General features: G+C 57.1%; 16 protein-coding genes. 1 reads left to right on the plus strand and 15 read right to left on the minus strand.

The annotated features are described in order from the left end of the window. Positions 1-5 precede the first annotated feature (5 nt). On the minus strand, positions 6-371 hold the full coding sequence (locus JC200_RS01315; RefSeq protein ID WP_274434384.1) for an Asp23/Gls24 family envelope stress response protein: 366 nt from the start codon (positions 369-371) through the stop codon (positions 6-8). Positions 372-631: 260 nt separating this feature from the next. Here JC200_RS01315 and rpmB point away from each other — a divergent pair, with 260 nt between their 5' ends. Further along, positions 632-823: a 50S ribosomal protein L28 gene (gene rpmB, locus JC200_RS01320; RefSeq protein ID WP_274434385.1), complete on the plus strand. Its 192-nt coding sequence runs from the start codon at positions 632-634 to the stop codon at positions 821-823. A gap of 162 nt (positions 824-985) precedes the next feature. Here the strand turns inward: rpmB and spoVM are convergent, their stop codons facing one another. From spoVM to JC200_RS01390, 14 genes are all read right to left on the minus strand, one after another. Further along, entirely contained in the window at positions 986-1,066 is an 81-nt protein-coding gene (gene spoVM / locus JC200_RS01325) for a stage V sporulation protein SpoVM (RefSeq protein ID WP_274436437.1), read from the minus strand. Positions 1,067-1,196: 130 nt separating this feature from the next. Next, entirely contained in the window at positions 1,197-1,847 is a 651-nt protein-coding gene (gene rpe / locus JC200_RS01330) for a ribulose-phosphate 3-epimerase (protein ID WP_274436438.1), read from the minus strand. Between the two features lie 5 nt (positions 1,848-1,852). Then, positions 1,853-2,728 (minus strand): ribosome small subunit-dependent GTPase A, encoded by an 876-nt coding sequence (rsgA, locus tag JC200_RS01335; RefSeq protein ID WP_274434386.1) that lies wholly within the window; start codon positions 2,726-2,728, stop codon positions 1,853-1,855. A gap of 24 nt (positions 2,729-2,752) precedes the next feature. Next, positions 2,753-4,759, minus strand: coding sequence for a Stk1 family PASTA domain-containing Ser/Thr kinase (pknB, locus tag JC200_RS01340; protein WP_274434387.1), 2,007 nt, complete (start codon positions 4,757-4,759; stop codon positions 2,753-2,755). Continuing rightward, positions 4,756-5,520 (minus strand): Stp1/IreP family PP2C-type Ser/Thr phosphatase, encoded by a 765-nt coding sequence (locus JC200_RS01345; protein WP_274434388.1) that lies wholly within the window; start codon positions 5,518-5,520, stop codon positions 4,756-4,758. The genes pknB and JC200_RS01345 overlap by 4 nt, the downstream gene beginning before the upstream one ends. Before the next feature lie 80 nt (positions 5,521-5,600). Continuing rightward, positions 5,601-6,641 (minus strand): dual-specificity RNA methyltransferase RlmN, encoded by a 1,041-nt coding sequence (gene rlmN, locus JC200_RS01350; RefSeq protein ID WP_274434389.1) that lies wholly within the window; start codon positions 6,639-6,641, stop codon positions 5,601-5,603. Beyond that, the gene (gene rsmB, locus JC200_RS01355; protein WP_274434390.1) at positions 6,625-8,022 is read right to left on the minus strand and encodes a 16S rRNA (cytosine(967)-C(5))-methyltransferase RsmB; all 1,398 of its coding nucleotides are present in this window, start codon (positions 8,020-8,022) and stop codon (positions 6,625-6,627) included. The genes rlmN and rsmB overlap by 17 nt, the downstream gene beginning before the upstream one ends. Continuing rightward, positions 8,019-9,005 carry a methionyl-tRNA formyltransferase gene (gene fmt, locus JC200_RS01360; RefSeq protein WP_274434391.1) on the minus strand — a complete coding sequence of 329 codons (987 nt, stop codon included), beginning with the start codon at positions 9,003-9,005 and terminating at the stop codon, positions 8,019-8,021. Before fmt ends, rsmB begins: the two co-directional genes overlap by 4 nt. Further along, positions 9,005-9,484: a peptide deformylase gene (gene def / locus JC200_RS01365; RefSeq protein WP_274434392.1), complete on the minus strand. Its 480-nt coding sequence runs from the start codon at positions 9,482-9,484 to the stop codon at positions 9,005-9,007. Before def ends, fmt begins: the two co-directional genes overlap by 1 nt. Before the next feature lie 15 nt (positions 9,485-9,499). Next, positions 9,500-12,037, minus strand: a complete 2,538-nt coding sequence (priA, locus tag JC200_RS01370; protein ID WP_274434393.1) for a replication restart helicase PriA — start codon at positions 12,035-12,037, stop codon at positions 9,500-9,502. 54 nt (positions 12,038-12,091) lie between these two features. After that, positions 12,092-13,300, minus strand: a complete 1,209-nt coding sequence (gene coaBC, locus JC200_RS01375; RefSeq protein ID WP_274434394.1) for a bifunctional phosphopantothenoylcysteine decarboxylase/phosphopantothenate--cysteine ligase CoaBC — start codon at positions 13,298-13,300, stop codon at positions 12,092-12,094. 73 nt (positions 13,301-13,373) lie between these two features. Continuing rightward, on the minus strand, positions 13,374-13,580 hold the full coding sequence (gene rpoZ / locus JC200_RS01380; protein WP_274434395.1) for a DNA-directed RNA polymerase subunit omega: 207 nt from the start codon (positions 13,578-13,580) through the stop codon (positions 13,374-13,376). Positions 13,581-13,649: 69 nt separating this feature from the next. Then, the gene (gene remA / locus JC200_RS01385; RefSeq protein ID WP_274434396.1) at positions 13,650-13,919 is read right to left on the minus strand and encodes an extracellular matrix/biofilm regulator RemA; all 270 of its coding nucleotides are present in this window, start codon (positions 13,917-13,919) and stop codon (positions 13,650-13,652) included. A gap of 31 nt (positions 13,920-13,950) precedes the next feature. Next, positions 13,951-14,835: a YicC/YloC family endoribonuclease gene (locus tag JC200_RS01390; RefSeq protein WP_274434397.1), complete on the minus strand. Its 885-nt coding sequence runs from the start codon at positions 14,833-14,835 to the stop codon at positions 13,951-13,953. Between the last annotated feature and the right edge of the window lie 29 nt (positions 14,836-14,864).

The raw sequence follows: 14,864 nt of genomic DNA on the forward strand, positions 1-14,864 counted from the left end.
GCCTCCTATCGATCGCTCGAAACTCGAACTCCCTGCACCAAGATGTTGACGCGATCGACCTGAATACCAATGGATTGGTTTAGCACATAACGAACTTTTTCTCGCACATTTTGTGCAACTTCGTAAATGTTCGTGCCGTAACTCACAATAATGTACAGGTCCACGTCGACTCCGTCATCCGAGATCTGAACCTCTACGCCTTTACCAGGGTTGTCCCGTCCCAGAAGTTCACTCAAACTGTCCTTAACCTGTCGGCGCGACGACATGCCGACCAGGCCGTAACAATCAATCGCCGCCAGCCCTGCGAGGGTAGCAACGACATCCTCCGCAATTGATATCGTTCCTAGCGGAGTTTCCAACGTTTTCGGCATCGGGGCACCCCCTGCAATCTGCTGCTTTCTGCAATTGTACTATACCATGGCGTGTTTCAAAAACCACGCCCGGCAAGCAAAATCGGAGACCGGCCGAAAAGGCCGTGCCTTGCGAAAAGCACAGCTGCTGTGGTAGTATGTTTCGGTGTGTAAAAGCATCCGTGATCAGACGATCACGCGAATGCCCCTCTCGGCGTCGCGGTTGGCGACTGAGTGGCGATTGGCGCGTAATCGGCCAACGTGCAAGGAGGTGCAACGATATGGCAAGACGCTGTGAAGTCTGTGGAAAAGGGCCTGTGACTGGAAATCAAGTGAGTCACTCGCACATCCTCAACAAGCGCCGCTGGCTCCCAAACCTTCAGTCCGTGAAGGTGAACGACAACGGCACGGTGAAACGGATCCGAGTGTGCACCCGCTGCCTGAAGGCTGGCAAAGTGACACGCGCTGTGTAATTGACTTACTAGTGAATGAAAAACAGGAAGAGCACCTCTCGGTGCTCTTTTTCTGTGTGGAGCAGACGTCACGCAGCCTGCCGTCCAACAAGATGGGGATGGAAGAGTGCGAGTGCGCCGCGCGCCCGCAACCGACACGGCGGCCAACATGTGTACGCCATTTTAGTCTTTGGTGAACGCGCCGATAAAGGCCTTCACGATGCCACCCAAAAATTTGGGAAGCTTGATGGTGTAGAACTTCAAGCCGTTCCCCTCCTTCTGCTCTCCCGCGCGCGTCTGTCCGATAGGCGAAAGTCCCGCCATCTCTACATCTATATTCACGGGAGCCGAAAATGTGTGCCATCGCCTACTCAGGCCAGAGGCAATTCGCAGGCTATAGCACCGCCTCTCGAAGCTCCGAGATCGCCTTAGCTCTGTCTACACGGTTGAACACAGCCGAGCCCGCAACAAACACGCTCGCTCCCGCAGCGGCTGCATCGGCAATTGTCGACGAAGTAATCCCGCCGTCCACCTCGATCGGCACATTTTGGTGTCCCGCTGCATCCAAACGCTGTCTAGCTTGTTGAATCTTACGCAACGTATTCGGTAAAAATGCCTGCCCACCAAAACCCGGGTTCACGGTCATCACGAGCAACATGTCAATATCGTCCACCACGGATTCGAAGGCATCGAGACCTGTGCCTGGGTTCAACGCCAGACCAGCCTGTGCGCCGAGGGCACGAACCTGTTGCAGGACGCGGTGAACGTGGGGCGTAGCTTCTGCGTGCACGGTCACAATGTCTGCACCTGCGCGGATAAACGCCTCTACATACAATTCTGGGCGCTCAATCATGAGGTGGACGTCAAGTACGTTCGTGACGCGTGGACGCAGTGCAGAGACGACATTTGGACCCATCGTGATATTCGGTACAAAGTGACCGTCCATGACATCGACGTGGATCCAATCTGCACCGCCTGCAATCACGGAGTCAACCTCACTCCCGAGGCTGGAAAAATCAGCAGCGAGAATTGATGGTGCGATAATGGTCTTCAATACCGGTGTTCCTCCCTGTCCCGCAATTCGTGCCAGAGTGAGCAATATGACTCGTAGCGACTTTCTGCAAGCGCCCCCGTATCAGCAGCCGTTCGCACTGCACACTCGTCCTCGTCCACGTGTTGGCAGCCCCTGTACGGGCAAGCCGCAGCGAGTGGTTGAAACTCGGGGAAGTAGTTGCGCAACTCCGTCGACGGTACATCGAGCTCAAGCGAACTGAAGCCTGGCGCGTCCACGATATAAGTGTCGGGCTCCAGTTCAAACAGTTCAACATGGCGGGTAGTGTGCTTACCGCGGCCAGCCTTCTCACTGATCTCACCCATTTTGACACCAAGTTCAGGCGCAAGCGCGTTGGCAAGCGTCGATTTGCCGACTCCGGATGGACCGACGAACACACTGACATGCCCTCGCAGCCGCGTACGTACAGTCTCTACGCCTTGACCAACTTTGCCGACGACGGGAAATACAGCAAAGTCTGCAGCTGTGTATACGCCTGTTATGCCCGTAAGCAGATCTGGGTCTGCGAGGTCGACTTTCGTGATCACAATCACGGGCGACAACCGCGCAACGACCACAGAGACCAGCAGCCTGTCGAGCAGATGCGGCATAAACGCAGGGTCGACGGCAGACAAGACCAGCACGGCTTGGTCTACATTGGCGACTGGAGGTCGGATTAGTTCTGTCTGGCGTGGCAGCACTTCGTAAATAATCCCCTCAGTCATGCCTACCAGCTCAATTGTGACACGGTCACCAACCAGAACGGTTGTTCCGCGCTTGCGGAATACACCGCGGGCCCTACAACGCCTGACCTCCTGTCCAGTCGTCACATCGAAGAACCCGGACAGCGACCGCACCACAACTCCCTCTTGCAAAGGTCATCCTCCTGTTCTCACCATTCAGTACTGGACGGGGTAATCTTGCTGGAGCTTGCCGTTCTCATAAACCTGAATCTCGCCTTGCGAGTTCGGCGTCAAGTACATGGTGATGTTCCACGTTGAAGTCGACGTAATGGTTTGGCTGACGACCTGTTCGTTCTGCGACACTGCGTCCGACTTGATGATTTGTACCACGACGGGATTTCCGCTCGGGTCTGCCACTTTGATTGTGACTGGGCGCACATGCGTGTTCGGCGGCAGATTATCAAGCGACGCCCCGGTAGAGTTGGTGGTTGATCCTCCGGTGCTGTTGCCGGTCGAATTGCCGGGACTATTGCCAGCGGAATTACTAGCCACCCACAGGTCAATTGATGTACCGGCAGGGACCGTATCTCCCGGATTGTAAGGGAACATCTTGACGATTGTCCCATTCGGCGCAGCAAACTGAATTTGTGTCACTTGGCCCACAGCAAGATGCGCGTTTTGCAGGATCTGTGTTGCCTGTGCCACGGTCTTCCCATACACGTTCGGCACCTGCGTCTCAGCACCTTGGCTAATGTTCAACACAATGTGCGTATTCGGAGTGACCATCGAGTTTGCTGGTGGATTGGACGAAACGACATCGCCGACTGCGACGCTCACACTCTGTACTGTGTTGTCTGTCACATTCGAGAAACCGTCACTGCTCAGTGTCGATTTCGCCTGGTCTGCCGGCATCCCCGCCAAGTCAGGCACCTGAATCTTGTGGGCACCGTCGCTGACGTACAGTTGAATGTCGCGCGTCTCTTTGACTTGTTGCGGCCCTGTCGGGTTCTGTGAATAGACGTAACCCTTCGGTTGCTGTGAGTTAAAAGCGTCCTGAACGTGAATCTGAGTCTGCGGAATCCCCGCCTTCTCAATCAGAGCGACCGCCTTAGCCTGGGGTTGCCCGACTACATTGGGCAGATTGACATTGGGCACTTGAGCGATGCCCATGACAATGTAATATGCGGAGAGCACGCCGACGACGAGCACTGCCAGGACAATGCCAATCCACATCAGGGTCCGCCAGACCCGCCGCCGCCGCGACGGAGGTGTAAGTTCCTCCTCAGATTCTTCGTCGTTGTCTTCACGTTCAGATTCCGTTGCCCGCATCCGGCCGCCGACAGCTGGAATGCTGATCGTTTCGTCAATCGCATCGCTCGGAACGCGAAATTTCGGCAAGTTAGGGTGAATCAACGCCGTCAATAAGTCCGCCTTTACCGCGCGCATGTCCGCATACCGCAAGTCAGGGGATTTCACCAAACAGCGCAAAATGATGTTCTCCACACTTTGCGGGATCAACGGGTTCAGTTCCCGCGGTTCAACAAAATCCTCACGCAAGTGTTTAAGCGCAACACTCACGGGGGAATCCCCGGAAAACGGCAGCTTCTTCGTGAGCATCTCGTACATCACCACACCGAGTGAATAGATGTCACTCTTCGCGCTCACTGTTGCGCCACGCGCTTGTTCCGGCGAGAAATAGTGCACAGAGCCGAGGACAGACGTGTCGTTGTGGTGAGTGATGGTGTTGCCTGTCACGGCACGCGCAATACCAAAATCCGTCACCTTGACCTGTCCACGCTGTGTGATGAGGATGTTGTGCGGCTTCACATCGCGGTGAATAATTCTGTGGTCATGCGCGTGGGCCAGCGCGTCGCAAATCTGCTCGGTGATGTCAAGCGCTTCATGCACAGGCAGAGGTCCACGGTCACGGATTAAGTCTTTCAGTGTCGGGCCATCTACGTACTCCATGACGATGTAGTACTCTCCGTCCGACATCCCGACGTCGTACAAATTCACGATATTCGGGTGTGACAGCCGAGCAGCTGATTGGGCTTCCTGGCGGAACCGATTCACAAACTCCTCATCACCAGCGTACTGAGCGCGCAACATCTTGACTGCAACAGTGCGGTCAAGCAGGGTGTCCACTGCTTTATAGACGATCGCCATGCCGCCGCCGCCGATGACTGTCTGCAGCTCATAACGTCCACCAAGGCGTTTTGTCACGCTCCTTCACCCCCTGGTGCATGGACAGCAACAATCAGGGTGATGTTATCGGGAGCGCCGCGCTCGAGGGCGAGGTGGAGCAGACGGTCTGCCTCGTGCTCCATGACCTGCTGGCTGTCGGCTCCTGTCACGACTTCAAGAAATTTTGCGAGTTCCTCATGCGAAACCAAGTTAGAGAGTCCGTCAGAACAGAGCAACAGCGCATCACTCGGTTGCCACTCGACGGTGCGCACGTCTGCCTGGTTGGATGCAAGTGTGCCAAGCGACCGTGTGACGATGTTTCGTTGTGGATGATGCTGTGCCTCGGCCTCGGTCAACTGCCCTCGCCGCACAAGCTCTGCCACCAGAGAGTGGTCACTTGTGACTTGCACCAGTTCTCCAGCATGCCAAAAGTAGCCTCGGCTATCACCCACGTGGGCAAACACCACCAAGGACTCATTCGCCAGCGCTGCGACAACAGTTGTTCCCATACCAGCGTAGGCATCTACTTCCTGCGCAAGCTTCCAGATGCGGTCATTCGCAACAAAAATCGCTGCCCGCAACACCTCTGCCGGGTCGTCGAGTTCCTGCGCGAGGTATTCATCCAAGGAGTCCACCACAGTTCCGACTGCCAGTTGACTGGCAACTTCTCCCGCGGAAGCTCCTCCCATCCCGTCCGCAACAACCAGGAGTTTCCAAGGCGTAGAATCCACCCGGGCCATGAAACAGTCCTGGTTCATTTGCCGAACTCGTCCGATATGCGTTCTCGCGGCATATCTCATGAATTCCCCTCCGGTTCCACCGCTGCTTTGGTCAGCTGACTGACAAGTGTCAAAGCAGCTTCCACCCGTCATGTGCCAGTTTACAGCCTGCCCGCGTGTTCAGCGCGAAGTTGTCCACATGCCGCCGAAATGTCGTGACCCATTTCACGCCGAATTGTCGCATTCACCCCGAGTCGTCGCAGTTCCGCTGCGAAGGCATCAATTTGTTCAACCGGTGTCCGTGTATAGTTACGCTCGGGCACATAGTTGACAGGAATGAGATTGACGTGACTCGGCAGGTCTGCGATGAGCGCTGCAAGTTCGCGCGCGTCATCAAGCGAGTCATTTTTGCCACCGACAAGTGCGTATTCAAAACTAATACGTCGACCTGTCTTTTGACAGTAATAGTGACACGCGTCCATCAACTTCGCAAGCGGGTAGGCCTTGTTGACTGGCATCATCGAACTGCGCAGTTGATCGTTTGCAGCATGCAGTGACACAGCAAGCGTAATGGGTCTGCCGTCGTCAGCCAACCGGATGATCCCCGGCACCATCCCGACTGTGGAAATGGTGATGTGGCGCTGACCAATGTTGAGCCCACTCGGGTCGTTAATGATGTCGATAAACTTCATAGCCTCATCGTAGTTGTCCATCGGTTCACCTGAGCCCATGAGCACCACAGACGACACCCGCTCATTCGTCTCGTCCAAAAGACGCTGACTGTACAGCAATTGTTCCACCATCTCGCCGGCAGTCATTTGCCGGATCATCCCACCGAGCGTGGACGCGCAAAACGTACAACCCATTTTGCAGCCAACCTGAGTAGACACACAGACGCTGTTGCCGTAGTCGTGGCGCATGAGGACAGTTTCGACTGTAACCGCATCCGACCAACGCAAAAGAAACTTCACGGTTCCGTCGATTTTTGATACCTGTCGCAACACTGCTTCGGATGTCGCGGTCTGCCCCTCTGTCTCGAGTTCCTGGCGCAATTTCTTCGGCAAGTTCGTCATCTCGTCAAAGGACTGCACTCGCTTCTGATAGAGCCATCCGAACAGTTGTAGTGCACGGTATGACGGTTCACCGCGCTCTTTGAGCCAAGCGACCAGTTCGCTCTTACGCAGGTCATACAGGTGACGCATGAACATTCTCCTTTTTTCTCAGCCGAGCCATATAAAATCCATCGGTTCCGAACTGTTCTGGCGTCAAGAGCGCGTCCGGAAACAGTCGGTTGCGGGCGACGAGCGGCGCCACTGCAGCAGGCAGGTCGCTGTGCAAGTCATCACACACTACTTCACCGTGCCACCGCTCTAGCACTGCCTCAACGACCTGTTCGTTCTCCTCGGGCAACAGTGTGCACGTGGAGTAGACGACCACGCCACCCGGTCGCACCACGTCAATGGCGGCTGACAGCAACTCCGTCTGCAACTTCGCTAGCGCTTCGACATCATCACTCGACCGCTGCCACCGAACATCGGGGCGGTGCCGAAGGACGCCAAAACCACTGCACGGTGCGTCGACGAGAACAGCGTCAAAGTGGTTTAACCACTCAGTTCGCAGCGACACTGCCCGGCCGTCGAGCGCTTCCACCGCAATGGTGTGCAACTGTAGCCGCAGCGCAGATTCCTCGATTAAACGCAACTTGTGCGGATGAATGTCACCGGCGGTAATCTGCCCCTTATCACGCTGAAGTTCTGCAATGTGCGTCGTCTTGCCACCGGGAGCCGCACATAAATCGAGGACTTGCATCTGCTCAGTCAGTTGCAGCAACGGCGCAATCAGCATGGCCCCCTCATCCTGCACGGTTACTTCTCCATCGAGCCAGGCGTCCCAGCTTCCGACGTCGAGCCCGCGCGAAAGTCTGATGCCGTCCGGAGACACAGGCGAGAGCGACGCTTGTCCGTCCATTTCGCGCAGGCGCTCGATGACGTGTTCCGGGCTTGTCCGCAACGAGTTGACGCGCACCGACAACGGCACTGCTTCGTTGCCAGCTGCCAATATTGCTTCCGTTCGATCCCGGCCGTAGACTTCAGCCAGGCGCGCGACCAGCCAAGTCGGATACGACAACCGGAGCCCGACCTGCTCGGCCCACGGTTTACCTTCCGACAGCGCGCGTAGCCGGTCTTCCACTGAGCGGCCATCTCGAAGCAAGGAACGGACAACCGCATTGACGAATCCAGTAGCTTTGGGCTGTGCCTTCTTGCAAAGTTCCACACCGTCGTTCACAGCCGCGTATGGAGGCACTTTGTCCAAATACAGCACCTGGTAAGCAGTCATCCGTAAAATTGTCAACACCCGGAGATTCAACTTCGTCAGCGGCTGTCGAGAGTGTTGTTGTAAAACAGCGTCAAGGGCGCGCTGTCGCTGCAAGGTTCCGTACACGAGCAACGTGCACAACGCCTTGTCACGCGGTGACAGCTGCGCCCTGCGAAGCGCTTCTTGAAGGCTGAGGTTGGCATAACTGCGGTCTGTCTCAACGCGGTAGAGGATGTCAGAGGCCCACTGCCGAGCCGCTCCAATCAACTTTGCGCACCACCTTTGTCGGTGGTCGGCTCTAGCGACGAAAACCGCAAACCGTCAGCGTCTACGCCCCGTGCCCAGTCGTCAGCGGTCATTGCCTTTCGACCCGCAGGTTGAAGACTGTTCAGTTCAATCCAACCATCAAGACAGGAAACAAGCACTTGCCGCCCGTTCAGCCGCAAAGTGCCTGGCAACTCTGGTGTGCCAAGTGAAGAATCAACAATCGGTCTGGCAGCCCATATTTTGAAGTCGGCGCCACGCAGCTTTGCCGCTGCGCCCGGCCAAGGCGACAGGCCGCGAATGTGGTCATGTACCACGGCCACGCGGTTGGCCCAGTTGATCCACTCGTCATCGCGGTGAAGCTGCTTCGCGTACGTCACACCGATGTCCGGCTGAGGTTGTGCTTTCACTCGCCCGCTCACGTACTCCGGCAACAACTCGACAAGCATTTGCGCGCCGAGGGCAGCTAGTCGGTCGTGCAGGGAACCCACATTGTCTTCTAACTCGATTGGTACGGCGCGGGCGCTTAAAATGGGGCCGGCATCAAGTGCCGCGACCATTTCCATGAGTGTCACGCCAGTCTCTGCATCGCCAGCCAACAGCGCTCGATGAATCGGAGCAGCCCCTCGCCAGCGCGGCAACAGTGACGCGTGGATGTTGATACACCCTAGGCGAGGAATGTCTAACAGCCGCTGCGGCAGAATTTGTCCATAAGCGGCCGTAACCAAAACATCAGGGCGAAGAGCAGCAATCTGGGTTAGCGCCCCATCGCGGCGCACCTTGTCCGGTTGCAGAAGCGGCAGCGACAGAGCTTGTGCCGCCCGTTTCACCGGAGACGGCGTCAGAACCCGTCTGCGGCCTTGCGGCCTGTCTGGTTGCGTGACTACCGCGACCACATCGTACGGCCCCTTCGCAACCGCTTCTAGTGCAGGAACCGCAAAGTCCGGGGTTCCCATGAACAACACACGCGCAGCCGGCTCACTCATCAGCGCCGTGATCCCTCGCTCTCCCGGATGATTTGCTCAGGACGCAAGTAATCAATGAATAGGACGCCATCGAGGTGGTCGAGTTCGTGTTGAGCGCAACGGGCCAGCAACCCATCCGCCTCAAGCGTAAACTCTTCACCTTGGCGGTTTTGCGCCTTGATTGTGACCTGTTTTGGCCGTGGCACATCTCCACGCAGGCCAGGCAGCGACAGGCAGGCTTCAGCATCGGTATCGACCTCGGGCGACTTTTCGACAATCTCCGGGTTGACCAGCTCAATCAGGCCGGTTCCAACGTCAATTACCACAACTCGCTTCAATATGCCCACTTGATTCGCAGCCAAACCGATACCCTCTGCGTGATACATCGTCTCGGCAAGGTCGTCCAACAGTTTTTCAACCGCCCGGTTCACAGTTGCCACCGGTTTGGCCACTTGGCGCAGCACCGGGTCTTTGCCGGTTCGGATGATTCTTATCGACACGGAGACAACTCCTCCTCAAATGCGCAACGCATTTATATCCAGCGTGCACCGTCCACCAAGTGCCCGCATCCTTGACGACACCATGTCAAGCGCGGTTTGGAGCACACTTTGCACCTGTTCCCACTCTACATACTTTACCACAACTTGATAACGAAATTGCCCTTTGGCTCGACGTATGCCGGACGGAACCGCAGGTAGAACGGTCACCTGTTCGGTCTGCAAGCCTCTTCGCAGTTCTCGTTCGAAACGCTGTGCGGCTCCTCGAGCGTAGGGTTCCTGTTCATGGCTCGCAACGAACACGGCCAGTTCACAAAACGGCGGATACGCAAACGTCCGGCGAAACTCCATCTCCTCGGCGTAAAAACCGGACATGTCGTGTCGGGCCGCCGCACGCACAGCGAAGTGGTCAGGGCGAAATGTCTGAATGACTGTCTCTCCCTGCACTCCTGTCCGCCCTGCTCGCCCAATCACTTGTGTCAACAAGCTGTAGGTTCGTTCAGCAGCGCGAAAGTCCGGCAGATTCAACATCGTGTCGGCTGCAACCACGCCGACAAACGACAGATTCGGGAAATCGAGTCCTTTCGCGATCATTTGTGTCCCAAGTAAAACATCTACCTTCCCAGCAAGGACTTGCTCGACAGCTTCATGGTGCGCACCCTTGCGCCGGGTCGTGTCGACGTCCATTCGCAACACCCGCCACGTAGGCCACAGTTCGCGGACGACTTGCTCGACCTGCTCCGTTCCGACCCCAAACGGGCGAACAGCCGCCTCCCCGCACACTGTGCAAGTAGCGGCGAAGGGTTCGCGGTACTCACAGTAGTGACACTCTAGCCATTCGGACGCTCCCTGTCGGTGCAGTGTAAGCGCAATGTCGCAATTTGGACACTGTGCCGAATTGCCACACTGCCGACAAAGCACAAACGAAGCGTAACCGCGGCGGTTGAGAAACAAGAGTGCCTGTCGCCCACTGCCAACTGCCCTTTCCAATCCTTCGCGCATAGCCGTGCTGAACAAATGCGCGTTACCGGTTTTTAACTCGTCGCGCATATCTACGATCGCGACCTTCGGCATCGCTTGTTGTTCCACACGAAACGGCATCGTCAGCCAACCGAGCACCCCCACTTGCGCCGCATGGAACAGCTCCATTGACGGGGTTGCCGAGCCGAACACGACGACAGCGTGCTCTGCGAAAGCGCGCCACAAAGCAATCTCGCGAGCGTCGTAGTGTGGAGACTCGTCCTGCTTGTAGGTTGCTTCGTGCGCTTCATCGACAATCACGAGGGACAGCGACTGAACCGGCGCGAACACCGCAGACCGCGCCCCGACAACGACTCGCGCCTCACCGTGGCGCACCCGTTCCCACTCATCGCGGCGCTCGCCAGCAGAGAGACTCGAATGCAGCACTGCAACCTGATCGCCAAATCGACTGGTAAACCGCGCAACCATTTGCGGAGTCAGCGAGATCTCGGGGACGAGCGCGATAACGCCCCCGCCTCTGTTTAGCGCCTCTTCAATGACCTGCAGGTAGACCTCCGTCTTGCCGCTGCCTGTCACACCGCTGAGCACAAGTCCCTGGGCGATACGCTGTCCGGTTTGAGGTATCCACGGCAGCCTTGCGGTCGCTACCGAGTTCACAGCACTGGCCCCCACCTCGCCTGACTGTGACTCGTCGAGCTTCTGCAAAATGGCCTCCACGGCCCGAGCTTGATACGTCGTCAACTCACGACGCGGGTGGTGGTCAGTCAATGCGGCTGCAAGTGGAACTCGGTAGGTCTGCACCTGACCGATCGCCGCAAAGCCTTCCCTGATGACCGCGCGGACTGCGGCATCCGACGGTCTCAGCCCTAACTGCCGAAGTTCGACCGGCTGCGGCCATCCCTGGGACAGTGCGCGCAGCAGAGCAGCTTGCCTCGGTGCCCGCGACTCTCTTTCAGCTGCTAGCCCAGCCAACTGCTCTCGCGACAATGGCGACTCCAAGGTCGACACCATTTTAGCTCGCACCACGTCTTGCGCCTCGACCACTTCTGACACCCAACCAGCATGTAACCCTTGTTCCAGTGACAACACGGCGCTCGGTCCGAACTTCTTGACAACCTCGTCAAAACTGAGCGGTGCGCTGCGCAGTGCTGTCCACAAAACACGGTCTGGCACCGCTTCGTCTGCCGCCTCGTCAACGGGCACAGGAAAAGCGTCGTCCCGCACTAGGTAACGGCGCACCCCACGCGCTCGATACGCACCTGGCACCATCGACTGCAGCGCAGATAGCCAGGTGCACAGAGTGCGGGTGCGCATGTACTTGGCGAGTTCGAGCAGCGTTGGCGAAAACAACGGCAGCTCGTCTAACACAGCTGCCACTTCCTTGAGTTCCCGATGGAGGTGTTCCTCGCGCCACACAGCAAGTACAAAGCCTTGGACATGCTGCCGCGCAAATGGGACATAAACGCGGTGTCCGGCCTGAATGCGTCCATGAAGACGCTCAGGCACAAGGTAGTCAAACGGCTTGTCGAGGTCGCGGGTCCGCACGTCGACAATGACCTGTGCCAGCAAAGGCACTGCGAACACCCGCCTTTCCGAACCCTCTAGTGCAGGGTGCGTTTCTCACTGCTTTCATGGCTGTTCATTCGCCTGATTGAAAAAGTCGACGACCTTGTCGAGGATGCGATTCGCCACTTCGTGCTTCGGTAACAGCGGCAACATCTCGTCCGCCTCGTCGCGCCCGACTAGCGTCACGCGGTTGGTATCAACCCCGAACCCTGCGTCAGACTCCAGTACGTTGTTCACAACGACTAGGTCGAGGTTCTTGCGCACAAGCTTGTCCCGACCATACTCAAGCGCCTGCCTTGTCTCCGCAGCAAACCCGACGAAGACTTGGTTGGCTGTTTTGTTCGCTGCGACGGTTCCCAAAACATCAGGGGTGGGCTCCAATTCCAGCGTAGGTGTACCGCCTGATTTTTTCCATTTATGTTCCAACCGCTCTCGTGGCCGGAAGTCTGCAGGCGCAGCCGCACTAATCAACACATCGGCAGCCGAGACGGCCGCTTGGACAGCACCAAGCATGTCTTCGGTGGACCGCACGGGCACCATCTTCACACCCACGACCGGGGCCAGAGACGTTGGACCGTGGATGAGGGTTACGGTTGCGCCGCGCAGTAGAGCAGCTTCTGCCAACGCGTACCCCATTTTGCCGGATGAGCGGTTGCTGAGAAAACGAACCGGGTCGATATCCTCGACCGTTGGTCCAGCTGTCACAACAACTGAGCGACCTTGCAAGTCGACCTTGCGGGCTAGCAGCGCAGCGATGACGTCCGCGATGTCCTCGGGTTCCGCGAGCCGACCTTTGCCGGTGTACCCACACGCGAGTGGGCCACTTCCGGGATCGACAATCACGGCCCCGCGCGCTCGCAGCACTTCGAGGTTCATCTGTACAGCCGGATGCGCGAGCATGTGCACGTTCATCGCGGGCGCAATCAGCATCGGCGCGGTTACAGCTAGAGCAGTGGTTGAGACCATGTCGTCAGCAATTCCGTTCGCTAGCTTGCCAATCAGGTTAGCTGTTGCAGGCGCTACTACGAACAGGTCTGCTCGGTCGGCAATCGCAATGTGCGCAATTTCCTGCGGCGCTGGTTCGTTCATCGTATCGACAATCACGGGGTGCTTGGAGAGGGATTGAAACGTCAATGGTTGAATAAAACGTGTCGCGTTCGCAGTCATGAGGACTTCCACCGAGTAACCGCGTTTCGTCAGCAGACTGCACAGGGCAGCGGCCTTGTACGCCGCAATCCCGCCACCGACGCCGAGCACGACGGTCTGCGCCATCCGCGCCACCTCCGAATCAGTCGAACAGGCCTGTGCAGAGGCACAGGCCAACTCAAAGTCCTATCAGGGTCAATTACTTAATCCCGTCTCGCGTGCGGACGTATTGGATTTTTCCGTCGTAAATCTCCCACAGCGCACGGCTGACGTTCTTAGTAGTAGAAGAGTCCGGCATCGCCATGTTACGCTCTTGCAACTTACGGGCGCGTTTCGCTGCTGCTACCACTAGGGTGTACTTACTGTCAACCTTTTCAACCAATTCATCAATGGACGGATACAACATCAAAGTGGCCTCCTCATCTAGGTGCTTATTCCAAGCGTCGCGGCAACTACTCCACCGCGCATGTGGTTTCTATGACTCGTCATCGTCAAGCAACTGTTCTCTTGACATTAAGCGGTGCGCTACTGTTTCTGGTTGCACAGCCGAAAGAATCATATGGTTGCTGTCCATGATGATCACGGCTCTCGTGCGGCGTCCGTACGTCGCATCGATGAGCATCCCGCTCTCCCTGGCCTCTTGGACAATGCGCTTAATCGGCGCAGACTCAGGACTGATGATGGAGACAATTCGCCCGGCAGAGACAATGTTGCCAAACCCGATATTCACCAGTTTGATGCCCACGCCATCCCCTCCGGATCTGCGACGACTTCCGCTATTCAATATTTTGAACCTGCTCTCGCAGCTGTTCGACAATCGTCTTGCCTTCCACGACGCCTTGTGAAATCGCCAAGTCAGAACTTTTCGCAGCTATTGTGTTGAGTTCACGTTGCAGCTCTTGAACAATAAAGTCGAGTCTCCGTCCAATCGGACTGTCTGTCGCCAGTGCCTCCGAAAACGCCTGCAGGTGCGCAGTGAGTCGAGTCAACTCTTCGTCAATCGCTGCTTTATCGGCCATAAGGGCGACTTCTGCAGCAAGACGGCTGTCGTCGACGCTTGTTTGCGCTTCCGCCAACCGTTTTTGCAGTCGGTCGCGAAAGGTGGAAACGACATGCGGTGCGCGCGTCTCGATAGTCGCTACCACACCTTCGAGCAGTTCCACCCTAGCCGCCAAGTCCCGTGTAAGTCGCGTGCCTTCGCGTGTGCGCATTGCAATCAAGTCCGCTACAGCGACGCGAACTGCCTCACCTAGCGCCGACTCAACCTGTTTTGGGTCGATTACGCCGGACTCAACACGCAGGACTTCCGGCTGCTGCAACCACACCGAAAGCGGTACAGGCACAGTGTCCCGTAGTCCTGGGTAGCGACTCTTCGCTTCTGCTTCAATGCTCATCAAGGCTTCTACCAGTCCCCAGTCGGCAGCGACGCGCTTTCTCTCCGCACCTGTCGCATCGACCGACACGTAGACATCTAGCCGCCCCCTTGCGACGTGCGTCGATAATTCCTGTCGCACTGACTCCTCGAGCCGTAGCAAGTCTCGCGGCATGCGCACACTGAACTCAGCGAACCGGTGATTGACGGCGCGCAGTTCAACCGTGACTGTCCCTTCGTCAAACGCCACAGTACTGCGGCCAAACCCAGTCATGCTGCGCACCGGCACGTGCAGCCCTCCAAACGTGACTTCATTCT

The sequence above is a fragment of the Alicyclobacillus sp. ALC3 genome (assembly GCF_028751195.1).
GTDB lineage: Bacteria > Bacillota > Bacilli > Alicyclobacillales > Alicyclobacillaceae > Alicyclobacillus_L.